Genomic DNA, 26,105 nt, shown 5'->3' on the forward strand with positions numbered 1-26,105 from the left:
TATGACAGCGGCTGACCATGCCTAGAGCGGCGGTGCTCGGCAGCCCGATAACGCACTCGCGTTCGCCCCGGTTGCACCTGGCCGCCTACCGCGCGCTCGGCCTGACGGACTGGACCTACGAGCGGATCGAGTGCTCCGCGGAACGGCTACCCGACCTGGTGGCCGGGCTCGGCTCGGAGTGGGTCGGCCTGTCGGTCACGATGCCGGGCAAGTCGGCTGCCCTGGCCGTGGCGGCCGAGCGCAGCGCCCGAGCCGGCCTGGTCGGCTCGGCGAACACGTTGGTGCGTACCGCTACCGGCTGGCGCGCGGACTGCACCGACGTGGACGGGGTACGGGATGCGTTGATCGGGGCCGGTGTCACCGATCTGGCCGGTGCCGCAGCGGTCGTGCTCGGCGCCGGCGGGACGGCCCGTCCGGCGCTGCTCGCTCTGGCCGGTCTGGGTGCGGCGCAGGTGAGCCTGGTGGTTCGGGAGCCGGCACGTGCGGCGAGTGCGCGGGCGCTGGCGGCTCGACTCGGCATGGCGGTCGAGGTTGCCGGGTTCGACGGCGCCGGTGGGTTCGATCCCGCTACGGTGCGCGCCGTCTGTGCCGCCGCCCGGGTGGTGGTATCCACGGTTCCCGCGGGCGCTGCGGTGCCGATCGCAGCCGCGGTCGGCCCGACACCGACCCTGCTGGACGCGATCTACGATCCGTGGCCGACACCGCTGGCGAGTGCTGTCGAGGCGGCCGGAGGCCGGGTCGTGAGTGGCTTGGAGATGTTGCTGGCGCAGGCATACGGCCAGGTCGAGCAGTTCACCGGGCGGCCCGCCCCGCGTGCGGCGATGCGCGCCGCGCTCGACTCCCCGGCGCTCGATCCTCCGGGATAGTTCCTGGGGATAGCCGTCGATCTATCCACAACCGATGGCCGCGCGCCGGGTCGGCGGCGGTGATCGGGCGCAGACTCGGCGCATGACGTCGCTGCTCGCCTTCACCTGTCTGCTCGCGTGGTGCGCCTGGCTGTCCGCGATCGATCTGCGCGAGCATCGGTTACCGAATCCGGCGACCGCCGCCGGTGCCGTCGCGATACTGGGTTACGCCGCGAGCCAGGGCAGCCTCGGGGTGGCTGCGATCGGCGCGTTGCTGCTCGCCGGCTGTTATCTGGTCGTGCATCTGACCGCGCCGGCCGCACTCGGTGCGGGTGATGTCAAGCTCGCCGTCGGACTCGGTGCCGCGACCGCCCTCGGCGGCGCCCCGGCATGGGTGCTCGCGGCGCTGCTTGCGCCGGTGTTCACGGCGACGGCCGGGTTGATCGCGCTCGGTCGGGGGAGGCCCGGCCCGCTCGCGCATGGTCCGGCAATGTGTGCGGCGACGTTGACGGCCTTGGCGGTGGCCGGGTGATCGGCCGGATCGCCGTCGCGTGGAAAGATGGCGGGCGTGCTGCGTTGGATCACTGCCGGAGAATCCCATGGCCGAGCGCTCGTCGCGATCCTGGACGGCATGGTTGCCGGAGTCGAGGTGACCTCGGCGGACATCTCGGCGCAGCTGGCCCGGCGGCGACTCGGCTACGGCCGTGGCGCCCGGATGAAGTTCGAGGCCGACGTGGTGACCATGCTCGCCGGGGTCCGGCACGGCCGGACTCTCGGCGGGCCGGTCGCGATCGAGATCGGGAACACCGAGTGGCCCAAATGGGAAACCGTGATGTCGGCCGACCCGGTGGACCCGGCGGCCCTGGCCGACTTGGCCCGCAACGCGCCCCTCACCCGCCCACGACCTGGCCATGCAGACTATTCCGGAATGCTCAAGTACGGTTTCGACGATGCGCGGCCGGTGCTGGAACGGGCCAGCGCGCGCGAGACCGCGGCCCGGGTCGCGGCCGGCACGGTGGCCCGATCGTTCCTGTCCCAGGCGTTGGGGGTGGCGGTGCTCTCCCACGTTGTGGCAATCGGAACCGCGACCGCGCCGGACGGTTCGGCGCCGACTCCGGCCGACCTGCCGGCCGTCGACGCCAGCCCCGTGCGGGCATTCGACGCTGTCGCGGAGGCGGCGATGATCGCCGAGATCGAGGCTGCCAAGCAGGATGGCGACACCCTCGGCGGAGTGGTGGAAGTGATCGTTGCCGGCCTGCCCGTGGGGCTCGGCTCGTTCACCAGCGGCGAGAATCGACTCGACGCGCGGCTTGCCGGTGCGCTCATGGGTATCCAGGCGATCAAGGGCGTCGAGGTCGGCGATGGTTTCCTGACCGCGCGCCGCCGCGGCAGCCAGGCGCACGACGAGATGCAGCCGGGCCCGGACGGAGTGCTGAGATCGACCAATCGGGCCGGTGGTCTCGAAGGGGGCATGACCAACGGCGAGCCGTTGCGGGTTCGTGCTGCGATGAAGCCGATCTCCACGGTGCCGCGCGCGCTCGCCACGGTGGACATGTCCACCGGCGACCCGGCCGTCGCCATCCACCAGCGCTCGGACGTGTGTGCGGTGCCGGCAGCCGGGGTGGTCGCCGAGAGCATGGTCGCGTTGGTCGTGGCGCAGGCCGCGTTGGAGAAGTTCGGTGGCGATTCGCTGGCCGAGACCGCCCGGAACATCGCCGGCTACCGGCAACGGATCGCCGAGCGACCGCCACAGCCGGCCGACGCCGCGTTGTGACCGAGCCGGAGCCGAGCGGGCCGGCGCCGGCGATAAAGCCTCGAGCGGTGTTGGTCGGCCTGCCCGGTGCCGGCAAGTCCACGATCGGTCGGCGGTTGGCCCGCGAGCTCGGTGTCGAGTTCCTCGACACCGACGTCGCGGTCGAGGATCGCACCGGGCGCACCATCTCCGAAATCTTCGCCACCGACGGCGAGGCCGCGTTCCGGGCGATCGAGGAAGAGGTGGTCGGGGATGCGGTCCGGGGATTCCCCGGCATCCTCTCGCTCGGTGGCGGCGCGGTGTTGTCGCCGCGCACTCGCGCCGGGCTGCGTTCGCACACCGTGGTGTATCTGGAGATCAGCCTGACCGAAGGCCTGCGCCGGACCCGGATGAGCCGCAACCGTCCGCTGTTGGCAGGTGCCGACCCGGCGGCGGCCTATCGTGACTTGATGCGTCGCCGGCAGCCGCTGTACCGGCAGGTGGCCACGATCCGGATCCGGACCGACGGGCGCAGCCCGAGCCGGGTGGTCCGGCAGCTGACCGCCCGATTGACCGCGCCGCAACCCGAAGGGAGAGTCAGGTGAGCGACGAGCCGACCCGGATCGAGGTACGTGCCGAGCGGCCGTACCCGGTGATCATCGGTCGAGGACTGCTCGGCGAGCTGGTACACCAGCTCGCCGGCACCGCGACCGTGGCGATCCTGCATCAGCCGACCCTCGCCGAGACCGCCGAGGTGGTTCGCGCTGCGCTGGCCGAGACCGGCATCGACGCGCATCGGATCGAGATCCCCGACGCGGAAGGCGGCAAGGATCTGGCGGTCGCGGGGTACTGCTGGGAAGTTTTCGGCCGGATCGGGCTCACCCGCAGCGATGCCGTGGTCGGCCTCGGCGGTGGTGCGGCCACCGACTTGGCCGGATTCGTCGCTGCCACCTGGATGCGTGGGGTCCGGATCGTGCAGGTGCCGACCACGTTGCTGGCCATGGTCGATGCGGCGGTCGGCGGCAAGACCGGGATCAATACCGATGCCGGAAAAAACCTGGTCGGCGTCTTCCACGAACCGGCCGCGGTGCTGGTCGACCTGGCCACCCTGGAGACGGTCCCGCGGAACGAGATCGTTGCCGGGATGGCCGAGATCGTGAAGGCCGGTTTCATCGCCGACCCGGTGATCCTCGATGTGATCGAGCGTGACCCCGCGGCCGCACTGGACCCGACCGGACCGGTGCTGCCGGAACTGATCCGGCGCGCGATCGAGGTGAAGGCCCAGGTGGTCGGTGCCGACCTGCGGGAGTCCGGCCAGCGGGAGATCCTCAACTACGGTCACACCCTCGGACACGCGATCGAGCGTCGGGAACGGTATCGCTGGCGGCACGGCGCCGCCGTCTCGGTCGGGTTGGTGTTCGCCGCGGAACTGGGCCGGCTCGCCGGCCGCCTCGACGATGCGACCGCCGACCGGCATCGGACCATCTTGGCCGGCCTCGGCTTGCCCACCGGCTACGACGCGGACGCGCTGCCCGATCTGTTGGCCACCATGCAGACCGACAAGAAGGCCCGCTCGGGTCTACTGCGGTTCGTCGTGCTGGACGGGCTGGGCCGACCGAGCCGGCTGGAAGGTCCGGATCCCGCCCTCCTCGCTGCCGCATACTCGGCGGTGGCGCGCGACGCCGACCCGACCGTCACGCTGTAACCGGTACCGATCAGCTGGACAGGGTGGCCGGCTGCGCCGTCCGGCGCGGGGTTCGGGCAAACCGGCCACCGAGCGCGACCCCGACCATCGCGGGTATCACCACCAGCAGCAGCGTCCACGCGGCGCCCGAGGTGAGCTCGAAGATCAGCTGGTTGTCGCCGAGGTAGAAACCCGGCAGCCGGTCGAGCAACCACGCCACCACCCCGGCGATCACCGCTGCTGCGGCACCGCTCTGCACCCAGCGCAGCGCCTGGTCGGGGCGGTCGCGGCGGCCGTCGAGCAGTCCCCAGACGAGTGCGGCCAGCACGACCACCGCCAGACCGGCCCAGCGGAACAGCCAGCCCTGCGTCGGCGTTGCTGCCGAGGCGAACCCGACGAGGACGCGGGCGGCGACGTTCACCGCGGCCAGCACGACCCCACGGAACAACCAGGTAACCACGTTCGTCACGGTAACGTGCGATGTCCCGGTCGGCGGTAGGTTCGGCTTATGCCAGCCAATCGACCGGGGCCGGCCCGGCTGCCCGACTACGCGCCGCGCCGCGCCGCCCTGCGCGCCGCGCTCGGTACGGCAGAGCTACCGGCGTTGTTGGTCACCGACCTCGTCGGAATTCGCTATCTCACCGGGTTCACCGGCTCGAACGCGGCCCTGCTCGTGGTCGCCGACGACGAATACGACGCCGAGCAGCGCACGGTGATCGCCACCGACGGCCGCTACCGTACGCAGGTATCTGCCCAGGTGCCCGATCTGGCGGCGGTGATCGAGCGGGCGGTGGGGCCGGCGCTCGCGACGCGGGCCGGCGAGCTGGGCGTCGGTCGGCTCGGATTCGAAGCGGAGGCGATCACGGTTGCCGGATACGGCCGGCTGACCGCCGTCGTGCCGGACCTGGCTCTGGTCCCGACGACCGGGATGATCGCGCGGCTCCGTGAGGTGAAGGACCCCTACGAGGTGGATCGGCTGCGTGCGGCCTGTGCGATCGCCGACGCTGCACTGGCCGACCTGCTGGAGCGAGGCAGCCTGCGGCCCGGACGCTCCGAGCGAGCGGTCGCGCGCGAGCTGGAGTGGGCGATGTTCGACCGCGGTGCGCACGCGGTCGCATTCGAGACCATCGTCGCGGCCGGTGCGAATTCGGCGGTCCCGCATCACCGGCCGACCGATCAGGAGCTGGTTGCCGGAGATTTCCTCAAGCTGGATTTCGGTGCTGTGGTCGACGGCTACCACTCCGACATGACCCGCACCTTCGTGCTCCGGAAAGCCGCCGACTGGCAGCGCGAGGTCTATCAGCTGGTCGCCGCGGCGCAAGCGGCCGGCCGCGCGGCGCTCGTTCCGGGAGCCGATCTCCGCGAGGTGGATGCCGCGGCTCGTGCGGTGATCGACGCCGCCGGCCACGGCGAGTTGTTCCCGCACGGCCTGGGACACGGCGTCGGTTTGGAGATCCACGAAGCGCCCGGAATCGGCCTGGCCGGCACCGGTACACTGCTCGACGGCGCGGCGGTGACCGTCGAACCCGGGGTCTACTTCTCCGGACGCGGAGGCGTCCGGATCGAGGACACCCTGGTGGTGCGTGCGGCGGGTCCGGAACTGCTCACGTCGACCAGCAAGGAGCTGACCATCGTCTAGACCCCCGAACCGGGGTGTCGTAGCGGGTGCACGAAAGAGGAGATTGTGGCTGATACGAGCGATTTCAAGAACGGTCTGGTGCTGCGGATCGACGGAAACCTGCAGCAGATCATCGAGTTCCAGCACGTGAAGCCGGGTAAAGGCCCCGCCTTCGTGCGCACCAAGCTGAAGAACGTGCTGTCCGGCAAGGTGGTGGACAAGACGTTCAACGCCGGCGTCAAGGTGGAGACCGCGACCGTCGACCGGCGCGACATGACCTACCTCTACCACGACGGCTCGGACTATGTGTTCATGGACGCCCAGACCTTCGAGCAGATCGCGATCGCCGAGGCGACCATCGGCGACGGCGCGCAGTTCCTGCTGGAGAGCATGAAGGTTCAGGTCGCGACCCACGAGGGTGAGCCGCTCTATGTCGAGCTGCCGGTCACCGTCGAATTGGAGGTGCGGCACACCGACCCCGGTCTGCAAGGCGATCGGTCGACCGGCGGCACCAAACCGGCGACCCTGGAGACCGGCGCCGAGGTGCAGGTGCCGTTGTTCATCAACACCGGCGACAAGTTGAAGATCGATTCGCGTGACGGTAACTACCTCGGCCGTGTCAACGCGTAGTCGATCTGTAACCGGATGACCGACGAATCACGGCCGGAACCGCCCAAGAAGCACGGCGCCCGGCATCGGGCCCGCCGACGTGCGCTGGACCTGCTCTTCGAGGCCGAGGCGCGCGGTGTCGCGCCCGCCGATGTCGTCACGCAGCGCCGTGAGCTGGCCGCGGCCGACGACACGATTCCGTCGGTGAGCGCGTACGCCGCGACCCTGGTGCTGGGCGTGGCCGCCGACCAGGATCGGATCGACCGGACCATCGCCGACTACCTGCAGGATTGGACGTTGCCGCGGCTGCCGGCGGTGGATCGAGCGATCCTGCGCATCGCGGTGTGGGAGTTGTTCCATGCGGCCGACGTTCCGCCGGTCGTCGCGGTCGACGAGGCGGTCGAGTTGGCAAAGGAGCTGTCCACCGACGACTCGCCGAGTTTCGTCAACGGGGTCCTGGGGCAGATCGTCGTGGTCGCCCCGCAGGTGCGGGCCGCTGCGGCGGCGACATCGCCGGAGTCGTCGGCCGGCTGACGACGAGAATCTCGCAATCGGGCGAGAACTCGACGTCCGAATTCATGAGACGAGGAGCGTAACCGTGGATTCGATCGCATCCGGCACCGTGTTGATCACCGGATCGACCGGCGGCCTGGGCCGGGCCACGACCCTCGCGATGGCTGGCCGGCCCGCGCGAGGGCGACCCGATCTGGTGCTGCTCGGCCGGCCCGGCCGCACCTTGGACGGGCTGGCGGCCGAAGTGCGACAGACCGGAGCGACGGTCCGGCAGATCGGCTGCGACCTGGCGCGGCTGGCCGATGTGCGCCGGGCGGCGCAGCAGGTCAAGGATCTGTTGGTGGCCGGTGCGGTGCGTCCGCTGCGCGGGCTGGTGGCGAACGCCGGACTGATGTCTGCCGATACCCACGCCGTGTCGGCAGACGGCTACGAGCTGACCTTCGCGGTGAACTATCTCGCCCATGCCCAGCTGATCGGCGACCTGCTGGACAGCTTCACCGCCCCCGCCCGAATCGTGCTGGTCGGGTCGAACACTTACCACCAGAACGTGTACCGCCGTATTCTGCGGGTCGCGCCCGCGGTGTGGCGGGACCCGATCGAACTCGCCCGGCCGCTGCCCGCGGCCGAGCCCGCCGGGACGCAACCGTCCGGTATCGCGTACTCGAATTCCAAGCTCGCGGTCCTCTACTACGCACACGAGCTGCAGCGTCGCGCACCGGACGGGATCGGTGTGGCCGTGTTCGAGCCGGGCTTCATGCCCGGAACCGGCCTGGGCCGCGACCAGGGTGCCGCCGTGCAGTGGATCGGTCGGGCCGTTGCCGCCCTCCCCGGGGTGTCGACGCCGGCCGAATCCGGCCCGTTGTTCGCGTCGGTGGTGCTCGACGACCGGTGGGCCCACCTGCGCGACGGTGCCTTCGTGGTCAAGGACACCGAACGGACGGTCGAGCCGTTCGCGATCGACCCGGCACGGGAACGACGACTGTGGGTCGCGACCGAGGAACTGCTGGGGGACACTGTCGACCCGGATGTCCGGCCCGGGTAATGTGCGGTGCGACAGACATCCTTTAACGGTCCGTCCGGTGAGGCGGAGAAGGAGGTCGGTGGTATGGGTGTGCCGGAGCGGCACGATCCCCAGCGGGTGCAGGCCGGGCGAGAGCTGTTGTCCGAGTCCGAGGTGGCCCGCACGATCGCCCGGATATCGCATCAGATCATCGAGAAGACCGCGTTGGACTCCGGCGTCGGCGCCCCGCGAGTGTTGCTGTTGGGTATCCCCACCCGGGGTACCACCCTTGCCACCCGGCTCGCCGACCGGATTGCCGAGTACACCGGCCTGCGGCCCGGAACCGGATCGCTCGACATCACGCTCTACCGCGACGACCTGCGCTCCCAGCCGCACCGGCCGCTGGAGCGGACCTCGGTGCCGGACGGTGGTATCGACGACGCCCTGGTGATCCTGGTCGACGACGTGCTCTTCTCCGGCCGGTCGGTGCGCGCGGCCCTCGATGCGTTACGTGACCTGGGCCGTCCGCGCGCGGTGCAGCTGGCGGTCTTGATCGACCGGGGTCATCGGGAGCTCCCGCTGCGCGCCGACTACGTCGGCAAGAACGTGCCGACGGCGCGGAGCGAGGATGTGTCGGTGCTGCTCGCCGAGCCGGACGGGCGCGACGGCGTGTACCTGCGCGATGCGCGAGGCTGACCGGTGCGACACCTGCTCTCGGTCACCGATCTGACCCCCGACGCGGCGGTTGCGCTCCTCGACGACGCCGAGCGGTTCCAACAGGCTCTGCTCGGCCGGGAGGTGCGCAAGCTGCCGACGCTGCGCGGCCGCACGGTGATGACCGTCTTCTACGAGAACTCGACGCGCACCCGGGTGTCGTTCGAGGTCGCCGGCAAGTGGTTGAGCGCGGATGTGGTCAACGTCAGCGCCAGCAGTTCCTCGGTGCAGAAGGGGGAGTCGCTCCGCGACACCGCGCTGACGCTGCACGCGGCCGGCGCGGATGCGTTGATCATCCGGCATCCGGCGTCCGGAGCCGCGCACCGCATCGCCGCGTGGCTCGACGATGCGGCGGCCGGTGCCGCGACGCCCGCGGTGATCAACGCCGGCGACGGTACCCATGAGCATCCGACGCAGGCCTTGCTGGACGCGTTGACCATCCGGCAGCGGCTGGGTGGGATCGAGGGTCGGCGAGTGCTGATCGTCGGCGACATCCTGCACAGTAGGGTCGCCCGGTCCAACGCGTTCCTGCTCGCCCTGCTCGGCGCGGAGGTGGTGCTGGTGGCACCGCGCACGCTGCTGCCGGTGGGGGTCGCGGACTGGCCGGTCACCGTGGTGGATTCGCTGGATGCCGAGCTGCCCGGCGCGGACGCCGTGCTCATGCTGCGGGTGCAGGCGGAGCGGATGAACGGCGGCTTCTTCCCGAGTGCCCGGGAGTACGCGGTGCGGTACGGGCTGTCCGAGCGGCGGCTGGGCCTGCTGGACGAGTCCGCGGTGGTATTGCACCCCGGACCGATGCTGCGCGGAATGGAGATCGCCGCCGCGGTTGCCGATTCCCCGCAGGCTGCGATCTTGGCGCAGGTCACGAACGGAGTGCACGTGCGGATGGCCGTGTTGTTCAACGTATTGGTCGGCACCGAAGCGGCCCTGACATGACGGTATTGATCAGCCGAGCCCGTCCGTACGGCGAGGAGCCGGTCGACGTTCTGATCGCGGACGGGGAGATTCGGGAGATCGGCGCCGGCCTGACGGCCCCGGCCGGGGCGGAGCGGCTCGATGCGGCCGGCGGAATTCTCCTTCCGGGCTTTGTCGATCTGCACACCCACCTGCGGGAACCCGGCCGCGAGGATACCGAGACGATCGAAACCGGGTCGGCGGCCGCGGCGCTGGGCGGGTACACGGCGGTGTTCGCCATGGCGAACACCGACCCGGTCGCCGACACGGCGGTGGTCACCGACCATGTCTGGCGGCGCGGTCGCGAGGTCGGCTTGGTCGACGTATATCCGGTCGGGGCGGTCACCGTCGGGCTGGCCGGGACGAAGCTCGCCGAGCTGGGCACCATGGCGGCCGGTGCGGCCGCTGTCCGGATGTTCTCCGATGACGGCAAGTGTGTGCACGATCCGCTGCTCATGCGCCGGGCGCTGGAATATGCAACATCGTTGAATGTGCTGATCGCCCAGCACGCCGAGGAGCCTCGACTCACCGAAGGTGCGCTCGCCCATGAAGGTCCGACCGCGTCTCGGCTCGGGCTGACCGGCTGGCCGCGTGCCGCCGAGGAGTCGATCGTCGCCCGGGATGTAATACTCGCCCGGGACGCCGGCGCGCGCGTGCACATCTGTCATGCCTCGACCGCGGGCACGGTGGAGCTGCTGCGCTGGGCCAAGGCCCAGGGCATTGCGATCACCGCCGAAGTGACCCCGCACCACCTGCTGCTCGACGATTCCCGGCTGGTCGGCTACGACCCGGTGAACAAGGTGAATCCGCCGTTGCGCGAGGTCGGCGACACCGTTGCGCTGCGCCGGGCCCTGGCCGAGGGCGTGCTGGACTGCGTGGCGACCGACCACGCGCCGCACGCCGCCCAGGACAAATGCTGCGAGTTCGCGCTGGCCCGGCCGGGGATGCTGGGCCTGCAGACCGCATTGTCGGTGGTGGTTGCGACGATGCTCACGCCGGGGTTGCTGGACTGGCGTGGCGTGGCTCGGGTGCTCAGTGAGCGCCCGGCGCAGATCGTGGGATTGCCCGACCAGGGGCGCCCGATCGTGGTCGGCGAGCCGGCCAACCTCGTGCTGGTCGACCCGGACGCGGTGTGGACGGTTCGGGGCGCGGAGCTGGCCAGCATCGCCGACAACACGCCCTACGAGTCGATGGAGCTGCCGGCGCAGGTGACTGCGACGTTGCTGCGGGGTCGGATCACGGCCCGAGACGGGAAAGTGGTGGATCGGTCATGGAACGACTGATATGGGTGCTGGCCTTCGCGGCGCTCTGGGGCATCGGGGTGTGGGCGATGCTCCGCGGCCGGCGTAACCGCGGCCGCCGTCAGCTGGGCCGCGTCGGTCATCTGCCCGACCTCCCCGGTGACGTGGGCGCCCAGGTGCTGGAACCGGCACCCGGCCTCTACCTCGGCAGCACCTTCGCACCCAGCTGGCAGGATCGGATCACCGCCGGCGACCTCGGCGACCGCGCGCTCGCCGAGCTGACCCGGTTCGAGGAGGGGATCCTGCTGACCCGGACCGCTGCCAACGCGATCTGGATTCCGCACGATTCGGTCGGTACGATCCGCACCGAGCGCGGGCACGCCGGCAAGGTGATGGGCACCGCGGGTGTGCTGGTGGTGCGTTGGCGGCTGCCGAACGGAACCGAGGTCGATACCGGATTCCGGGCCGACGACAAGTCGGTATACCCCGCGTGGGTGCGGCGCTACGAGCGACCACCGGCGCAGGGCGATCCGGTGCCACAGAACGGAGAGCTGTTGTGACCACCGAACGGGCCGCGCTGGTGCTCGAAGACGGTCGGATCTTCCGCGGCGCGGCGTTCGGTGCGGTCGGCGCGACGCTCGGCGAAGCCGTGTTCTGCACGGCGATGACCGGTTATCAGGAGATGCTCACCGATCCCAGCTATCACCGGCAGATCCTGGTCGCGACCGCCCCGCAGATCGGCAACACCGGTTGGAACGACGAGGACGACGAGTCGCGGGACCGGCGGATCTGGGTGGCCGGCTACGCGGTGCGTGACCCGGCCCGGCGGGTCTCGAACTGGCGCGCGACCGGAACCTTGCCGGACGCCTTGATCGCGCAGCGGATCGTCGGGATTGCCGGGATCGACACCCGGGCCGTCGTCCGCCATCTCCGTACCGCCGGCTCGATGAAGGCCGGGATCTTCTCCGGCGACGCCCTCGCCGCCGATGACGAGATGCTCGCCCGGGTCGCCGGTCAACCCGCGATGCGCGGTGCCGACCTGGCCGGGGAGGTGTCCACGACCACCGAATACACGATCGAACCGACCGGCGAACCGCGGTTCACCGTGGCCGCGATCGACCTCGGGATCAAGACCAACACGCCGCGGATGCTGGCCGCCCGCGGGGTCCGGGTGCACGTCCTGCCTGCCGCTGCCAGCTTCGAACAGGTCGCCGAGCTGGCGCCGGACGGGGTGTTCCTGTCCAACGGACCGGGCGACCCGGTCACGGCCGGCAACGCGGTGGCACTCACCCGGGCAGCGCTGGACGCGGGCCTGCCGCTGTTCGGTATCTGCTTCGGCAACCAGATCCTCGGCCGGGCGCTGGGCCGCAATACCTACAAGATGACCTTCGGTCATCGCGGGATCAACATCCCGGTGATCGAGCGGGCCACCGGCCGGATCGCGATCACCGCGCAGAACCACGGCTTCGCGCTCGAGGGCGAGGCGGGCGAGCGCTTCGACACCCCGTTCGGCCGCGCCGAGGTATCGCACACCTGCGCCAACGACGGCGTGGTCGAAGGGGTGCGGCTGCTCGATTCGGCCGGGGGACCCGGTCGGGCGTTCTCGGTGCAGTATCACCCCGAGGCCGCGGCCGGTCCGCACGACGCGGCCTACCTGTTCGACCGGTTCGTCGAGCTGATGGACGGGAGCAGGCGTTGATGTCGTCGGACACTCCCTCGGGCATCGAGTCCATCAAGATCAAAAACTATCGATTGCTGAGGGACGTCAGTTTCGCCAAGCTGACCAAGCTGACCGTGTTGACCGGGGCGAATGGCAGTGGGAAATCTACTGTTTTCGATGTGTTCGCGTTCTTGCACGAGGCGTTCAGCAGCGGTCTTCGGAGCGCCTGGGATGCCCGAAACCGGATGGCGGGAATCCGCAGTGTAGGTGCCGATGGGCCGGTTGAGTTCGAGCTGAAGTATCGAACCTCCGTCCATCGAAAGAGTCGGTTGGTCACCTACCAGCTCGCGATCGACGAGGAGCGTGGTGCACCGGTTGTCGTCGAGGAGCGGATGCGCTGGACGTCGGCGCAGGGTTCTGGCAGACCTCGGGACATTATTCGGTTCAGCCGAGGGCAGGGCGCGGTCTGGGACGAGAAGTCCGGGCGGTCGGAGCAGGTCGAGCTGGAGAGTCCCGACCTTCTCGCTGTTTCGGCACTGGGGCAATTTCGCGCGCACCCTCGAGTGCGGGTGTTACGCAACTTTGTGTCCGGGTGGTACCTCTCCTACATATCTGCCGGTAACTCTCGAACGACCCCGGTAGCGGGCCCGCAGGAGCGGCTCAGTCAAACTGGCGACAATCTGCCGAATGTCATCCAGTACCTCCAGGAGAGCCACCCCGAGCGCCTTGGGCGAATTTTCGAGGTGCTGAGCCAGCGGGTTCCGCACGTTGAGCGGGTCACGTCCGACACCTTGGCCGACGGGCGCCTGCTGCTTCGGTTGAAGGATCGGCCGTTCGATGAGCCGGTGCTCGCTCGATTCGTCAGTGATGGCACGCTGAAGCTACTCGCCTACCTCACGATCTTCTACGACCCGACTCCGCCGCCGGTAATCGGGATCGAAGAGCCGGAGAACCAGCTGCACCCGAGTCTGCTGCCGATCCTGGCTGATGAGATTCGGCAAGTCTCCGCCTCCGCTCAGGTGCTCGTCACAACGCACTCGCCGGACTTTCTCGGCGCGATCTACCCGCAGGAGCTCTGGATGATCGGTCGTGGCCCGGACGGATTCGCGGAGGTGACTCGGGCCAGTGACAGTCAGCTGATCATGGAGATGATCGACGCCGGTGCGCAGCTCGGGGCCTTGTGGAATGAAGGATTCCTGGCGGCCGCGGACCCGGCCGGGATTCGCTGACGTGGCGGTCTCGCACCTCGAGCTTCTCGTCGAGGATCGCTCGACCGCCACGGTGATGAAGATCATCATTCCGCGGATCGCCCCCGACCTGTCCTTTGCTGTTCGTTCGTTCGACGGAAAGACAGACATCGAGAAGAAGTTGACGACAACACTGCGTGGTCTTCGAAGCCATGTACGGCGTCTCGACGGCGCCGTCGTTGTGGTAGTCGACCGGGACATCGAAGATTGCCGCAAGCTCCGGAGCCGGATCGCACGACGAGCCGAGGACGCCGAATGGTCGACGTCCGAGCGGCCGAGACACGACGCGCCGACCGTTATGGTTCGGATAGCCGTGGAAGAGCTCGAAGCATGGTTCCTAGGCGACGTGTCGGCCATCTGCTCGGCATACCCGAGGGTCAATCCGAAGATCCACCTGGCCCGGTCGAAGCTTCGGGCCCCCGACGACGTCGTCGGCGCGGCGGACGAGCTGGAGCGAATTCTGAACAAGGCCGGCTACCACAAGGGACGTCTTGTGAAAACCACCGCCGCCGCGGACATCGCCGCACACATGGACGTCGAGAACAACCACTCACCGAGCTTTCGCGCCTTTCGTGACGGAGTGCGGCGACTGGTCGCGGTAGAGGAGATGCACTGATGCCGAAGCGCACCGATCTGTCCCACATCCTGGTGATCGGCTCGGGTCCGATCGTGATCGGCCAGGCCTGCGAGTTCGACTACTCGGGTACTCAGGCGTGCCGGGTGTTGCGCGCCGAGGGGCTGCGGGTCTCGCTGGTGAACTCGAATCCGGCGACGATCATGACCGATCCCGAGTTCGCCGACGCCACCTACGTCGAGCCGATCACCGCCGAGTTCGTCGAGCAGGTGATCGCGGCGGAACGGCCGGATGCGATTCTGGCCACGCTCGGCGGGCAGACCGCGCTGAACACCGCGGTCGCGTTGCACGAGCGCGGTGTGCTGGACAAGTACGGCGTCGAGCTGATCGGGGCCGACTTCGAGGCGATCCAACGAGGCGAGGACCGGCAGAAGTTCAAGGACATCGTCGCGAAGGTGGGCGGTGAGTCGGCGCGTTCCCGCGTTTGCTTCACCATGGCCGAGGTCCGCGAGACGGTCGCCGAGCTGGGCTTTCCGGTGGTTGTGCGACCCAGCTTCACGATGGGCGGACTGGGCTCGGGGATGGCCTACGACGACGCCGATCTGGAGCGGATCGCCGGCGGCGGGCTGGCCGCCAGCCCCACCGCGAACGTGCTGATCGAAGAGTCGATCCTGGGTTGGAAGGAGTACGAACTCGAGCTGATGCGCGACGGCCGGGACAACGTGGTCGTCGTCTGCTCGATCGAGAACATCGACCCGATGGGTGTGCACACCGGCGATTCGATGACCGTGGCGCCCGCACTCACCCTGACCGACGTCGAGTACCAGAAGCTGCGGGACCTGGGCATCGCGATCCTGCGTGAGGTCGGCGTGGACACCGGCGGCTGCAACATCCAGTTCGCGGTGAATCCGGCCGACGGCCGGCTGATCGTGATCGAGATGAATCCTCGGGTGTCCCGTTCGTCGGCCCTGGCTTCGAAGGCGACCGGATTCCCGATCGCCAAGATCGCGGCCGAGCTGGCGATCGGTTACACCCTCGACGAGATCGTCAACGACATCACCGGGGAGACCCCGGCCTGCTTCGAGCCGACCCTCGACTACGTCGTGGTGAAGGCACCGCGGTTCGCGTTCGAAAAGTTCCCCGGGGCCGACCCGACGCTGACCACCACGATGAAGTCGGTCGGTGAGGCGATGAGCCTGGGTCGCAACTTCGCCGAAGCGCTGGGCAAGGTGTTGCGCTCGCTGGAGACCAAGGCCGCCGGATTCTGGACCGTGCCCGACCCGGCGCAGACCACCGACGAGATCCTGGCCGACCTGCGGGTGCCCACCGAGGGGCGGATCTACCAGATGGAGCGCGCGCTGCGGGCCGGTGCGAGCATCGAAGCGGTGCACGAGGCCTCCGGGGTGGACCCATGGTTCCTGGCCGAGATCGCCGGCCTGGTCGAACTGCACGACGAGCTCGAGCAGGCGCCGGTGCTGGACGAGTCGTTGTTGCGCCGGGCGAAACACGCGGGCCTGTCCGATCGGCAGGTCGCGGCGCTGCGCCCGGAGCTGGCCGGGGAGGACGGGGTGCGCACGTTGCGCCATCGGCTCGGGGTGCGGCCGGTGTTCAAGACCGTCGACACCTGTGCCGCCGAATTCGAAGCGCGCACCCCGTATCACTATTCGACCTACGAGCTCGATCCGGCGGCCGAAAGCGAGGTGGCGCCGCAACGGGAGCGACCGAAGGTGCTGATCCTCGGCTCCGGGCCGAACCGGATCGGCCAGGGCATCGAGTTCGACTACTCCTGCGTCCATGCCGCGCAGACGCTGTCGGCGGCCGGGTACGAGACGGTGATGGTGAACTGCAACCCCGAGACCGTCTCCACCGACTACGACACCGCCGATCGGCTCTACTTCGAGCCGCTCACCTTCGAGGATGTGCTCGAGGTCTACCACGCCGAAGCCGAGTCGGGGACGATCGCCGGGGTGATCGTCCAGCTCGGGGGACAGACGCCGTTGGGGCTGGCACAGCGGCTCACCGACGCCGGCGTTCCGGTGGTCGGGACCAGCGCCGCCGCGATCCACCTGGCCGAGGACCGCGGCGAGTTCGGTGACGTGCTGCTCGCTGCCGGTCTGCCGGCGCCGAAGTACGGCACCGCCACCAACGTCGAGCAGGCCAAGCGGATCGCCGCCGAGATCGGCTACCCGGTGCTGGTCCGCCCGTCGTACGTGCTGGGCGGGCGCGGGATGGAGATCGTCTACGACGAGTCCGCGTTGGAGGGCTACATCACCCGGGCCACGGAGCTGAACCCGGCGCACCCGGTGCTGGTGGACCGGTTCCTGGAGGATGCGATCGAGATCGACGTCGACGCGCTCTGCGACGGCACCGAGGTCTACCTGGGCGGGGTGATGGAACACATCGAGGAGGCCGGTATCCATTCCGGTGACTCGGCGTGTGCGCTGCCGCCGGTGACGATCGGTCGCGCCGACATCGATGCGGTCCGCCGGTCCACCGTGGCGCTTGCCCACGGGATCGGCGTCCGCGGCCTGCTCAACGTCCAGTACGCGCTCAAGGACGACGCGCTGTATGTGCTGGAAGCGAATCCGCGGGCCAGCCGCACGGTGCCGTTCGTGTCGAAGGCGACCGCGGTCCCGTTGGCCAAAGCGGCTGCCCGGATCATGCTCGGTGCGACGATCGCCGAACTGCGCGCCGAGGGCATGCTGCTCGCGGAAGGGGACGGCGGCAGCGCCGCCGCGGACGCGCCGATCGCCGTGAAGGAGGCGGTGCTCCCGTTCAACCGATTCCGCCGCGCCGACGGCTCCGGGGTGGACTCGCTGTTGTCGCCGGAGATGAAGTCGACCGGTGAGGTGATGGGGATCGACACCGATTTCGGTACCGCGTTCGCCAAGTCGCAGACCGCGGCATACGGACCGTTGCCGACCAGCGGGACGGTGTTCGTATCGGTGGCGAACCGGGACAAGCGGGCGATGGTGTTCCCGGTGAAGCGGTTGCACGACCTCGGATTCCGCGTCCTGGCCACCGAGGGGACCGCGGAGATGTTGTGGCGTAACGGGATTCCGTGCGAGCACGTCCGCAAGGTGTCCCAGGAAGCCGACGGTGAGCCGGACATCGTGGACCGGATCAAGGCCGGCGAGGTACAGATGGTGATCAACACGCCGTTCGGCAACTCCGGGCCGCGGGTGGACGGTTACGAGATCCGCAGTGCCGCGGTCGGCGCGAACATTCCGTGCATCACCACGGTGCAGGGTGCTGCGGCCGCGGTGCAGGGTATCGAGGCGGGGATCGGCGGCGCGGTGGGGGTGCGGTCGCTGCAACAGCTGCACGCGGCGTTGCGGCCGTGATCGAGCCGACCGACGCATTCGGCGCTCGGCTGCGCGCCGCGCTGCATCGGCACGGCTCGCTCTGTGTCGGGATCGATCCACACCCGCAGCTGCTGGCCGCCTGGGGACTGACCGACGACGTTGCCGGGCTGGCGGCGTTCGCCGACATCTGCGTCGAGGCGTTCGCCGGCCGGGTCGCCCTGGTGAAGCCGCAGGTGGCGTTCTTCGAGGCCTACGGCGCGGCCGGGCTGGCCGTCCTGGAGCGGACCGTCGCCGCGCTGCGGGCCGCCGACACGCTGGTGCTGGCGGATGCCAAGCGGGGTGACATCGGCTCGACCATGGCGGCGTACGCGCGGGCCTGGCTGGGAGACGGTCCGCTCGTTGCGGACGCTGTCACCCTGTCGCCCTACCTGGGCTTCGACGCGCTCGCCCCGGCACTGCAGGTGGCGCGGGCACGCGGTCGGGGCGTCTTCGTGCTGGCGGCGACGTCGAACCCGGAGGCGATCGCAGTGCAGCAGGCCGTGGTCGGCGCAGGGTGCACCGTGGCGCAGTCGATCGTCGATGCGGCAGCGGCGCGCAATGCCGACACCGCAACGCTCGGCTCGATCGGCGTGGTGGTGGGCGCCACCGTGTCCGACGCACCCGATCTGCACGCGTTGAACGGGCCGATCCTGCTCCCCGGAGTGGGGTACCAGGGAGCCGGCCCGGCCGAGGTGCGTCGCCTGGCCGGCGACTTGCCGGGGGTGCTGCCCAGCGTGTCGCGGGAGCTGCTGCGAGCGGGTCCCGGGGTGTCGCAGCTGCAGGCAGCCGCGGACCGGATCGGCGCGGCGTTCGGTTTCCTGCCGACTTGACTCCCGGACACGGTCGTATCCTGAACACGGTCGTATCTCGGACACGGTCGTATCTCGGACACGGTCGTATCTCTCGGCCGGCGCACTATCGTCGTTCCATGCGTAGTTCTGTTTTCGTTTTCCTGGCAGCGGGTCTGGTTGCGGCAGCGGCGGCCGGATGTTCGAGCGACTCCGCCGCATCGGATTCGGGTGCCTCGGATTCGGGTTCGGCGGTGGCCGAGTCCGGCGGCGTGTCGCCCGCGGGACCGGTCGTCGACGCGTGTGCGTTGCTCACCGCGGCGGACATCACGCCGCTGATCGGCGAGAACGACGGCGGCAAGCCGACCAGCACCGATCCGGACGCACCGTCCTGTGTGTGGACGAACTCGCAGTCCTACGAATCGGTCACGGTGATGATCGGCGATACCGACACGGCGATCAACGGCACGCTCCCGCCGCTGCCGGACGGGATCACGGCCGAACCCGGCCCCGACGGGATGCGGTTCGTCGGCGGAGGTCAGGTCGAGTTCGCGGCCGGCAAGCGGAACAACTCGGTCCAGGTGGCCCGACTCGGTTCCGCCGACGAGGTGAACGGTGAAGCTGTTGCGTTGGCGAACAAGATTGCGCCGCAGATTCCGGCCGGCTGAGCGGGCCGTCCGCGCGGGCGCGGAAGCGCTCCGACACACCCCGCATTCGTGCCGTGACCTGTGGGGTGAGTTCGCCAAGCCGGACTACCGTGGGTACCGTCGCAGGGGCTGCCGGTGACCGGCGGTGTGCGACCAGGTGTGTAGAACGATTGATACGGAGGAATCGTGGCCCTTCCCCAGTTGACCGACGAGCAGCGTGCCGCTGCTCTGGAGAAGGCGGCTGCCGCTCGTCGCGCCCGGGCCGAGCTCAAGGAACGGCTCAAGCGTGGCGGTACCGATTTGAAGCAGGTGCTGGCCGATGCCGATCAGGACGACATCCTCGGCAAGATGAAGGTTTCCGCCCTGCTCGAGGCGCTGCCCAAGGTGGGCAAGGTGAAGGCTCAGGAGATCATGACCGAGCTGGAGATCGCTCCGACCCGCAGATTGCGCGGTCTCGGCGAGCGGCAACGTAAGGCCCTGCTGGACAAGTTCGGTTTCGAAGGCTGACGGAGCAGGTGCGCGCCGGCATCGGCGATGCTCAGGGGGGTCGGCTGGTCGTACTTGCCGGCCCCTCGGGCGTCGGTAAGTCGACTGTGGTGAGCTGCGTACGTGAGCAGCTGCCAGATCTGTTCTTCAGTGTTTCGGCGACCACTCGCGCTGCTCGGGCGGGCGAGGTCGACGGTGAACACTACCGATTCGTGAGCCGGGCCGAATTCGACGCGATGATCGCGGCCGGTGAATTCTTGGAGTGGGCCGAGATCCACCGTGGCCTGCACCGTTCCGGGACGCCGAAGGCGCCGGTCCTGGCTGCGCTCGCGGCGGGACATTCGGTGTTGCTCGAGCTCGACCTGGCCGGCGCACGCAACGTGATGCGATCGGTGCCGGACGCGTTGAGTGTGTTCATGCAGCCGCCGACCTTCGAAGATCTGGCAGCGCGGATCATGGCGCGGGGCAGCGAGACACCCGAGACGATGGGCCGTCGGTTGGAGACCGCGCGGATCGAGATGGCCGCGCGCACCGAGTTCGACCTGGTCGTGATCAACGACGAGGTGAAACGGACCTGCGATGAATTGGTATCCTTACTGGTCGGGCCGTCGTCGCGGACGACGCGCGCCCGGTAAAGCTTTCCCGAGTCGACCCCAGGAGTTATACGAGTGAGCAGCACGTCCGACAGCAAGGCCGCGGCGCCGGCGTACGACACTCCGCTCGGCATCACCAATCCGCCGATCGACGAGCTGCTCGAGCGCACCTCCTCGAAGTACGCGTTGGTGATCTATTCGGCCAAGCGGGCCCGCCAGATCAACGACTATTACAACCAGCTCGGCGACGGCATCCTGGAGTACGTCGGGCCGCTGGTCGAGCCGGGTCTGCAGGAGAAGCCGTTGTCGATCGCGCTCCGCGAGATCCACTCCGACCTGCTCGAACACACCGAAGGCGAGTAGAACGCGAGTGTCCGGGATCGTCGTCGGGGTCGCCGGCGGGATCGCGGCGTACAAGGCTTGCGCGCTGATCCGGTCGTTCACCGAATCGGGCCATCGGGTCCGGGTGATTCCCACCGAGGCCGCACTCGAGTTCGTCGGGCGGGCCACCTTCGAAGCCTTGTCCGGTAACCCGGTACATACCGGCGTTTTCGCCGACGTAGCGCAGGTACCGCACGTACGGATCGGTCAAGACGCCGATCTCGTCGTGATCGCGCCGGCGACCGCGGACCTGTTGTCCCGCGCCGCGACCGGTCGCGCCGACGATCTGCTTACCGCGACGTTGCTTACCGCCCGCTGCCCGGTGCTCTTCGCGCCGGCCATGCACACCGAGATGTGGGAGCACCCGGCCACCGTCGCGAACGTGGCGACATTGCGGGCGCGTGGTGCGGTGGTGCTCGAACCCGCGGCCGGCCGGCTGACCGGTACCGATACCGGTCCGGGACGGCTGCCGGAGCCGACGGAGATCTACGGACTGGCGACGTTGCTGTTGGAGCGCTCGGATGCGGTACCCCGTGACCTGGTCGGACGCCGGTTCGTGGTCTCCGCCGGCGGGACCCGGGAGCCGCTGGACCCGGTCCGGTTCCTCGGTAATCGCAGCTCCGGTAAGCAGGGCTACGCAATCGCTCGGCTCGCCGCGCAACGGGGCGCGTCGGTGACGCTGGTCGCCGCGCACACCGCCGGTCTGGCCGATCCGGCGGCGGTCGAGGTCGTGCATGTCAGTACCGCCGAGCAACTGCGGGTGGCGGTGAACAAGCACGCAGCCGGGGCCGATGCGGTGGTGATGTCGGCCGCCGTGGCGGATTTCCGGCCGTCGACGGTCGCCGCTGCCAAGATCAAGAAGGGTGAGCGGGAGCCGGATACGATCGCGCTGACCAAGAACGCCGACATCTTGGCGGGTCTGGTGCAGGCCCGCCGCGACGGGGCGCTGGCACCGTCGACGGTGATCGTCGGATTCGCTGCGGAAACCGGCGACGACCATGGCTCGGTCCTGGAGTACGCGCGGGCCAAACTGGCCCGCAAGGGCTGTGATCTGCTGGTGGTGAACGCAGTAGGGGAGGGGCGAGCATTCGAGGTGGACGACAACGACGGCTGGCTGCTCGCCGCCGACGGCACCCAGACCCCGCTCGAGTTCGGCTCCAAGGCGTTGATGTCCAGCCGAGTGCTGGACGCCGTCGCGGGTCAATTGTCCTGATCTGCGGCGTCGACGGGGCGTCGGCGCGCCGCGGACTCCAGCACGGTCAATTCGTCGCCGACGGTCAGCCGGACGCCGGGATTATCCGGGATGAGATTGCTGGCGAACCATACGCTGCGGTCCCACTGCCGGTGCTGGGCCAGCGTGACCAACGGCTCTCGGCCGCGTGCGGCAGTGTCCGGGTCGACGGTGGTCAGCACGCAGCGATTACACCCCTTCACCACGCGGAACTCGGCGGCGCCGATTCGGATTCGACGCCAGTCGTCCTCGGCCCAGGCCGGTGCGCCGTCGACCACCAGATTCGGTCGGAATCGGCGCATGTCCATCGGTCCTTCGGCCGCGTACGGACCGGTGGCGATCCACGCGTTCAGCGCGGCCAGCGAGCTGGTGCTGGCCAGCAGCAGGGGATAGCCGTCGGCCAGGGAGACCCGATCGTCGGGCCGGCCGAATTCCGGATCGACCGGCCGGGTTCGTGGGTCGGCCTGATACATCAGCCGTACCGGCTCGTCGAGCAGCTCGGTGAACCAGGTGTCGGCCGATCGGCCGGCCGGCACCGTCATCATCGTTTTCCGGAAATGGCGCACCGGCTCGACCGGCCCGGTAGGAAACGGCACGGTCAGATCGTCGCGCCCGGCCGCGCTCGCGGTGATCCCGGTCGCGGTGCATCGCGCCGACACCAGGAGCAGGGTCTGGTGCGTCCGTGCGGTGACCGCGCGGCCGTCTCGGTCGACGAGAGCCCAGCGTCGGTCGTCGCGCAACCCCCAGGGCTCGACCACCGCACTGCTCGGTGACTCGCCTCGAGTGGACTTCACCGGGTAACGATGGATGGCACCCAATCGTGCGGTCATGCCCTCATCGTGGCTGCCCGCTATCGTGGTTTCCAAAAGGGCTCGTGCTCGTCGACTGCACTGCTGGGGTGCCTATCGCAGCGTATTCGTATCGAGCCTTCGTAGATCGAGAGATGGAGAAAGTTTGTGTCCAGTTCGGGTAGTCGTCTGTTCACCAGTGAGTCCGTTACCGAAGGACACCCGGACAAGATATGTGACGCGATCAGCGACTCGATCCTGGACGCATTGCTCACCGACGACCCCCACAGCCGGGTAGCGGTCGAGACGTTGGTGACCACCGGTCAGGTGCATGTCGCCGGTGAGGTCACCACGTCGGCCTACGCCGACATCCCGAAGATCGTTCGGGAACGGGTACTCGATATCGGCTACGACTCGTCGGCCAAGGGCTTCGACGGAAACTCCTGCGGGGTCAACATCGCGATCGGGGCCCAGTCACCGGAGATCGCCCAGGGCGTGGATCATTCGCACGAGGCCCGGGTCGAGGGCGTCTCCGACGACGACATCGACCGGCAGGGTGCCGGTGACCAAGGCCTGATGTTCGGCTACGCCACCGTCGAGACCCCCGAGCTGATGCCGCTGCCGATCGCGCTGGCGCACCGCCTCTCGCGCCGGCTCGCGGCGGCGCGCAAGGACGGCGTCCTGCCGTATCTCCGGCCGGACGGCAAGACCCAGGTGACCATCGAGTATCGCGACCACCAGGCGGTCCGGTTGGACACGGTGGTGATCTCCACCCAGCACGCCGCCGACATCGACCTGGACAACCTGCTCACTCCCGACATCCGGCGGGAGGTGCTCGATCATGTGCTCACCGAGCTGGCGCTACCCAGCCTGGACACCAGCGACGTCCGGCTGCTGGTGAACCCCACCGGCAAATTCGTCCTCGGCGGTCCGATGGGCGATGCCGGGCTGACCGGCCGCAAGATCATCGTGGACACCTACGGCGGCTTCGCCCGACACGGTGGTGGAGCGTTCTCCGGAAAAGACCCGTCGAAGGTGGACCGCTCCGCGGCGTACGCCATGCGCTGGGTCGCGAAGAATGCCGTGGCCGCCGGCCTGGCCGATCGGATCGAGGTGCAGGTGGCATACGCGATCGGCAAGGCTGCGCCGGTCGGGTTGTTCGTCGAGACGTTCGGCACGGAGAAGGTCGATCCGGATCGAATCTCGGCGGCGATCACCGAGGTGTTCGACCTGCGACCGGGGGCGATCATCCGCGATCTCGACCTGCTCCGACCGATCTACGCGCCCACCGCCGCGTACGGCCACTTCGGTCGGACCGATATCGACCTGCCCTGGGAGCAGACCGACCGCGCCGACAAGCTGCGCGCCGCTGCCGGCGTGTAGTCCGTGGATCGACCGGTAGCTCGCATTCTCCCGCTGCTACCGGTACCGCATCTCGATCGGGAGTTCGACTATCTGGTGCCGGCCGACCTGGACGAGATCGCCCAGCCCGGGGTTCGAGTCCGGGTCCGGTTCGCCGGCCGATCGGTCGACGGATTCCTGCTGGACCGGCTCGATCGGTCCGACCATCCGGGTGAACTCGCGCCGTTGCATCGGGTGGTCTCGGTCGAGCGGGTACTGACGCCGGAGATCCACGCGCTCGTCGACGCGGTGGCGACCCGCTATGCGGGCACCCGGGCCGACGTGCTGCGGTTGGCGATCCCACCCCGGCACGGTCGGGCCGAGAACGCTGCGTCGCCCGCGCCGGTGTCGGTGGTGCCTCCGACGGTTGCGGGCGATACCTGGGCGCGCTACGCACACGGCAACGCCTTCCTGACCGCCCTGGCCGAGCGCCGATCGCCGCGGGCTGCCTGGCAGGCGCTACCCGGGGAAGACTGGCCGCAGCGGCTGGCCGAGGCCGCCGCGACCGCTGCCGCGGCCGGTGCCGGTGTGGTGTTGGTGGTACCCGACCAACGCGACCTGGATCGCGTGCTGGCCGCCTGCACCGCGCTGGCCGGCCCGGATCCGGTGGTTGCGCTGGCCGCCGGGTTGGGGCCGCAGGCGCGGTATCGACGTTGGCTGGCCGCGTTGCGGGGGAGCGCGCGGATCGTGGTCGGTACCCGCAGCGCGGTGTTTGCGCCGGTCCCCGACCTCGGCTTGATCGCGATCTGGGACGACGGCGACCCCGGTTACGCCGAGCCGCGTGCCCCCTATCCGCACACCCGCGAGGTGGCGTTGCTGCGCGCGCACGCGACCGGTGCGGCATTCCTGGCCGGTGGGTTCGCGCGCACTGCCGAGGTGGCGTCGTTGGTCGCCTCCGGCTGGGCACACGACCTGCTGGCGCCCCGGTCGGTGGTGCGGGCGGCCGCCCCGACGATCACCGCTCCCGGCGACAGCGACATCGCGCTCGAACGCGACCCGCGGGCGGCTCAGGACCGGATTCCGGCGGTGGCGTTCGCGACGGTCCGAGCTGCCCTGGCAGCCGACGCGCCGGTGCTGGTGCAGGTGCCGCGCCGCGGGTATCTGCCGGCGCTCGCCTGCGCGAAGTGTCGCGCTCCCGCTCGTTGTCGACGCTGCCATGGTCCGCTTGCCCTCCCTGCGGCCGGGGACGCAGCCGCGCCGACGTGTCGTTGGTGCGGTATCGCCGAGCCGAACTTTCGCTGCGCGGTCTGCGGGTCACGGATCCTGCGCGCCGTGGCGGTGGGTGCCGCGCGCACCGCCGAAGAGCTGGGCCGAGCGTTTCCCGGCGTCCCGGTCGTCGCATCGGGCCGCCCGGGCGGGTCGACCGGTGCCGAGGAGCTCGTCGTATCGGACACGATCGCCGAGGGGGCACAGCTCGTCGTGGCGACGATCGGCGCCGAGCCGGTGGCGCCGACCGGGTACGGCGCAGCCCTGCTGCTCGACGGCTGGACGCTGCTCGGCCGGGCGGATCTGCGCGCTGCCGAGCAGACATTGCGACGCTGGATGGCGGCTGCGGCGCTGGTGCGGCCGGCCGGGGCAGGTGGCCGGGTGATCGTCGGCGCCGATCCGGGCGATCCCACGGTGCAGGCGTTGGTCCGCTGGGATCCGGCCGGGCACGCCGCCGCCCAGCTGGCCGAGCGCGTCGAACTCGCCTTCCCGCCGGCGGTGCGGGTCGCGGCGATCGATGGCACCGCGCGAACGATTGCGGCGCTGCTCGAGGTCGCCGAATTGCCGCCGGGAACCGAGCAGCTCGGGCCGGTGCCGCTCCCGCCGGGGGCCCGGAAACCGTTTGCAGCGGACGATGGCGGGTCTGCGACCGCGGAGCCGGCCGACATCGAGCGGACGCTGCTGCGCGTGGCCAAGACCTCCGGTCCGGCGCTCGCCGAAGCCCTCGGCGCCGCGGTCCGCGCACGCAGTGCGCGACGAGACGGCGGCCCACTCCGCGTGCAGATCGACCCGATCGATTTCGGCTGACCCGACCGATCGTTACCGGGACTTGCAGTCGATGCATTGACG

General features: G+C 69.5%; 27 protein-coding genes. 25 read left to right on the forward strand and 2 right to left on the reverse strand.

All coding sequences use genetic code 11. From position 1 onward, the window contains the following. The first annotated feature begins 17 nt into the window (after positions 1–17). Genes KV203_RS09175 through aroB form a run of 5 tightly spaced genes read left to right on the forward strand, consistent with a single transcriptional unit; the run spans position 18 to position 4,282 of the window. Entirely contained in the window at positions 18–866 is an 849-nt protein-coding gene (locus tag KV203_RS09175; RefSeq protein WP_066468154.1) for a shikimate dehydrogenase, read from the forward strand. A 34-nt stretch (positions 867–900) separates the two neighbouring features. Continuing rightward, positions 901–1,377 carry a prepilin peptidase gene (locus KV203_RS09180; RefSeq protein WP_246600813.1) on the forward strand — a complete coding sequence of 159 codons (477 nt, stop codon included), beginning with the start codon at positions 901–903 and terminating at the stop codon, positions 1,375–1,377. 27 nt (positions 1,378–1,404) lie between these two features. Continuing rightward, positions 1,405–2,619: a chorismate synthase gene (gene aroC / locus KV203_RS09185; RefSeq protein ID WP_066468156.1), complete on the forward strand. Its 1,215-nt coding sequence runs from the start codon at positions 1,405–1,407 to the stop codon at positions 2,617–2,619. A 32-nt stretch (positions 2,620–2,651) separates the two neighbouring features. Further along, on the forward strand, positions 2,652–3,182 hold the full coding sequence (locus KV203_RS09190; protein ID WP_066468312.1) for a shikimate kinase: 531 nt from the start codon (positions 2,652–2,654) through the stop codon (positions 3,180–3,182). After that, positions 3,179–4,282 (forward strand): 3-dehydroquinate synthase, encoded by a 1,104-nt coding sequence (gene aroB / locus KV203_RS09195; protein ID WP_083529873.1) that lies wholly within the window; start codon positions 3,179–3,181, stop codon positions 4,280–4,282. The genes KV203_RS09190 and aroB overlap by 4 nt, the downstream gene beginning before the upstream one ends. A 10-nt stretch (positions 4,283–4,292) precedes the next feature. On the opposite strand, the gene KV203_RS09200 is transcribed toward aroB, so the two are convergent. After that, positions 4,293–4,721 (reverse strand): B-4DMT family transporter, encoded by a 429-nt coding sequence (locus KV203_RS09200; RefSeq protein WP_157079713.1) that lies wholly within the window; start codon positions 4,719–4,721, stop codon positions 4,293–4,295. Between the two features lie 48 nt (positions 4,722–4,769). Between KV203_RS09200 and KV203_RS09205 the strand changes: the two genes are divergently transcribed. The 18 genes from KV203_RS09205 (at position 4,770) to coaBC (ending at position 21,843) form a co-directional block, all read left to right on the forward strand. Beyond that, positions 4,770–5,900: a M24 family metallopeptidase gene (locus KV203_RS09205; protein WP_373279205.1), complete on the forward strand. Its 1,131-nt coding sequence runs from the start codon at positions 4,770–4,772 to the stop codon at positions 5,898–5,900. Positions 5,901–5,945: 45 nt separating this feature from the next. After that, positions 5,946–6,509 carry an elongation factor P gene (gene efp, locus KV203_RS09210; protein ID WP_066468161.1) on the forward strand — a complete coding sequence of 188 codons (564 nt, stop codon included), beginning with the start codon at positions 5,946–5,948 and terminating at the stop codon, positions 6,507–6,509. Positions 6,510–6,524: 15 nt separating this feature from the next. After that, a complete protein-coding gene (gene nusB, locus KV203_RS09215; protein WP_066468163.1) occupies positions 6,525–7,022 on the forward strand; it encodes a transcription antitermination factor NusB in 498 nt (165 codons plus the stop codon). A 64-nt stretch (positions 7,023–7,086) separates the two neighbouring features. After that, positions 7,087–8,043, forward strand: coding sequence for an SDR family NAD(P)-dependent oxidoreductase (locus KV203_RS09220; protein ID WP_066468164.1), 957 nt, complete (start codon positions 7,087–7,089; stop codon positions 8,041–8,043). A gap of 63 nt (positions 8,044–8,106) precedes the next feature. Then, the gene (gene pyrR, locus KV203_RS09225) at positions 8,107–8,697 is read left to right on the forward strand and encodes a bifunctional pyr operon transcriptional regulator/uracil phosphoribosyltransferase PyrR (RefSeq protein ID WP_066468166.1); all 591 of its coding nucleotides are present in this window, start codon (positions 8,107–8,109) and stop codon (positions 8,695–8,697) included. 3 nt (positions 8,698–8,700) lie between these two features. Next, positions 8,701–9,651, forward strand: a complete 951-nt coding sequence (locus KV203_RS09230; protein ID WP_066468168.1) for an aspartate carbamoyltransferase catalytic subunit — start codon at positions 8,701–8,703, stop codon at positions 9,649–9,651. Next, positions 9,648–10,952 (forward strand): dihydroorotase, encoded by a 1,305-nt coding sequence (locus tag KV203_RS09235; RefSeq protein ID WP_066468170.1) that lies wholly within the window; start codon positions 9,648–9,650, stop codon positions 10,950–10,952. The genes KV203_RS09230 and KV203_RS09235 overlap by 4 nt, the downstream gene beginning before the upstream one ends. After that, positions 10,940–11,470: a PH-like domain-containing protein gene (locus KV203_RS09240; RefSeq protein WP_066468171.1), complete on the forward strand. Its 531-nt coding sequence runs from the start codon at positions 10,940–10,942 to the stop codon at positions 11,468–11,470. Before KV203_RS09235 ends, KV203_RS09240 begins: the two co-directional genes overlap by 13 nt. Continuing rightward, positions 11,467–12,609, forward strand: coding sequence for a glutamine-hydrolyzing carbamoyl-phosphate synthase small subunit (carA, locus tag KV203_RS09245; protein WP_066468172.1), 1,143 nt, complete (start codon positions 11,467–11,469; stop codon positions 12,607–12,609). Before KV203_RS09240 ends, carA begins: the two co-directional genes overlap by 4 nt. Further along, positions 12,609–13,799, forward strand: a complete 1,191-nt coding sequence (locus KV203_RS09250) for an AAA family ATPase (protein ID WP_066468173.1) — start codon at positions 12,609–12,611, stop codon at positions 13,797–13,799. Before carA ends, KV203_RS09250 begins: the two co-directional genes overlap by 1 nt. 1 nt (position 13,800) lies before the next feature. Next, entirely contained in the window at positions 13,801–14,433 is a 633-nt protein-coding gene (locus KV203_RS09255) for a DUF4276 family protein (RefSeq protein WP_169797473.1), read from the forward strand. Beyond that, the gene (gene carB, locus KV203_RS09260; protein WP_066468175.1) at positions 14,433–17,735 is read left to right on the forward strand and encodes a carbamoyl-phosphate synthase large subunit; all 3,303 of its coding nucleotides are present in this window, start codon (positions 14,433–14,435) and stop codon (positions 17,733–17,735) included. Before KV203_RS09255 ends, carB begins: the two co-directional genes overlap by 1 nt. Beyond that, positions 17,735–18,565, forward strand: a complete 831-nt coding sequence (gene pyrF / locus KV203_RS09265; protein ID WP_066468316.1) for an orotidine-5'-phosphate decarboxylase — start codon at positions 17,735–17,737, stop codon at positions 18,563–18,565. Before carB ends, pyrF begins: the two co-directional genes overlap by 1 nt. A 98-nt stretch (positions 18,566–18,663) precedes the next feature. After that, on the forward strand, positions 18,664–19,191 hold the full coding sequence (locus KV203_RS09270; RefSeq protein WP_157079714.1) for a DUF3558 family protein: 528 nt from the start codon (positions 18,664–18,666) through the stop codon (positions 19,189–19,191). A gap of 165 nt (positions 19,192–19,356) precedes the next feature. Beyond that, positions 19,357–19,677: an integration host factor, actinobacterial type gene (gene mihF, locus KV203_RS09275; RefSeq protein ID WP_066468178.1), complete on the forward strand. Its 321-nt coding sequence runs from the start codon at positions 19,357–19,359 to the stop codon at positions 19,675–19,677. Between the two features lie 8 nt (positions 19,678–19,685). Continuing rightward, a complete protein-coding gene (gmk, locus tag KV203_RS09280) occupies positions 19,686–20,291 on the forward strand; it encodes a guanylate kinase (protein WP_246600822.1) in 606 nt (201 codons plus the stop codon). A 33-nt stretch (positions 20,292–20,324) separates the two neighbouring features. Continuing rightward, the gene (gene rpoZ, locus KV203_RS09285) at positions 20,325–20,612 is read left to right on the forward strand and encodes a DNA-directed RNA polymerase subunit omega (RefSeq protein ID WP_066468179.1); all 288 of its coding nucleotides are present in this window, start codon (positions 20,325–20,327) and stop codon (positions 20,610–20,612) included. Positions 20,613–20,619: 7 nt separating this feature from the next. Continuing rightward, positions 20,620–21,843, forward strand: coding sequence for a bifunctional phosphopantothenoylcysteine decarboxylase/phosphopantothenate--cysteine ligase CoaBC (gene coaBC / locus KV203_RS09290; protein ID WP_066468180.1), 1,224 nt, complete (start codon positions 20,620–20,622; stop codon positions 21,841–21,843). On the opposite strand, the gene KV203_RS09295 is transcribed toward coaBC, so the two are convergent. Next, positions 21,831–22,691 carry an MOSC domain-containing protein gene (locus KV203_RS09295; RefSeq protein WP_066468181.1) on the reverse strand — a complete coding sequence of 287 codons (861 nt, stop codon included), beginning with the start codon at positions 22,689–22,691 and terminating at the stop codon, positions 21,831–21,833. The two genes, coaBC and KV203_RS09295, sit on opposite strands and share 13 nt — an antisense overlap. Before the next feature lie 126 nt (positions 22,692–22,817). On the opposite strand from KV203_RS09295, the gene metK reads away from it, so the two are divergent. Both metK and KV203_RS09305 read left to right on the forward strand, forming a co-directional pair. After that, entirely contained in the window at positions 22,818–24,032 is a 1,215-nt protein-coding gene (gene metK, locus KV203_RS09300) for a methionine adenosyltransferase (RefSeq protein WP_066468187.1), read from the forward strand. A gap of 3 nt (positions 24,033–24,035) precedes the next feature. After that, entirely contained in the window at positions 24,036–26,063 is a 2,028-nt protein-coding gene (locus tag KV203_RS09305; protein WP_174522024.1) for a primosomal protein N', read from the forward strand. Positions 26,064–26,105: the final 42 nt, after the last annotated feature.

Origin of the sequence: Skermania piniformis (genome assembly GCF_019285775.1) — a bacterium.
Lineage (GTDB): Bacteria > Actinomycetota > Actinomycetes > Mycobacteriales > Mycobacteriaceae > Skermania > Skermania pinensis.

Coding starts and splice junctions, on each gene's coding strand:
- KV203_RS09175 (WP_066468154.1), top strand. CDS start 18: ATGCCTAGAGCGGCGGTGCTCGGCAGCCCGATAACGCACTCGCGTTCG.
- KV203_RS09180 (WP_246600813.1), top strand. CDS start 901: ATGGCCGCGCGCCGGGTCGGCGGCGGTGATCGGGCGCAGACTCGGCGC.
- aroC (WP_066468156.1), top strand. CDS start 1,405: ATGGCGGGCGTGCTGCGTTGGATCACTGCCGGAGAATCCCATGGCCGA.
- KV203_RS09205 (WP_373279205.1), top strand. CDS start 4,770: ATGCCAGCCAATCGACCGGGGCCGGCCCGGCTGCCCGACTACGCGCCG.
- nusB (WP_066468163.1), top strand. CDS start 6,525: ATGACCGACGAATCACGGCCGGAACCGCCCAAGAAGCACGGCGCCCGG.
- pyrR (WP_066468166.1), top strand. CDS start 8,107: ATGGGTGTGCCGGAGCGGCACGATCCCCAGCGGGTGCAGGCCGGGCGA.
- KV203_RS09235 (WP_066468170.1), top strand. CDS start 9,648: ATGACGGTATTGATCAGCCGAGCCCGTCCGTACGGCGAGGAGCCGGTC.
- KV203_RS09240 (WP_066468171.1), top strand. CDS start 10,940: ATGGAACGACTGATATGGGTGCTGGCCTTCGCGGCGCTCTGGGGCATC.
- KV203_RS09250 (WP_066468173.1), top strand. CDS start 12,609: ATGTCGTCGGACACTCCCTCGGGCATCGAGTCCATCAAGATCAAAAAC.
- carB (WP_066468175.1), top strand. CDS start 14,433: ATGCCGAAGCGCACCGATCTGTCCCACATCCTGGTGATCGGCTCGGGT.
- KV203_RS09270 (WP_157079714.1), top strand. CDS start 18,664: ATGCGTAGTTCTGTTTTCGTTTTCCTGGCAGCGGGTCTGGTTGCGGCA.
- KV203_RS09295 (WP_066468181.1), bottom strand. CDS start 22,691: ATGACCGCACGATTGGGTGCCATCCATCGTTACCCGGTGAAGTCCACT.